A 283-nucleotide genomic window follows, 5' to 3' on the forward strand; every position below is an offset into this window, starting at 1 on the left:
ACTACCGATAATGAGACGTTATGTTAACTGATAGTGTATGGAGTATACAAAGAAAACAAGAGTATGGCTACCACATTCTTGTGATAAAATGGAATAGAAAGGGTGATTTAATTGAATATTTTATGGGACTTTGACGGAACACTTTTTAATACATATCCTGCCTATACCAAAATACTCTCACTAGTACTTGGAGAAGAGATAGATAAACAGGAGATTTATAAAAAATTAAAGATTTCATACTCACATGCACTAGACTACTATAATGTTTCTAGTGACCAGAAAG

The 283-nt window shown here is 32.2% G+C and carries 1 protein-coding gene; it reads left to right on the top strand.

All coding sequences use genetic code 11. The features are described 5' to 3' along the window. Window positions 1–111: 111 nt before the first annotated feature. Window positions 112–283 (top strand): HAD hydrolase-like protein (locus tag KVT11_RS19520; protein ID WP_217609117.1); only part of this gene is annotated, 172 nt, incomplete at its 3' end.

This window comes from Bacillus sp. GbtcB10, from assembly GCF_019091365.1.
Classification (GTDB): Bacteria; Bacillota; Bacilli; order Bacillales; family Bacillaceae; genus Bacillus; species Bacillus altitudinis.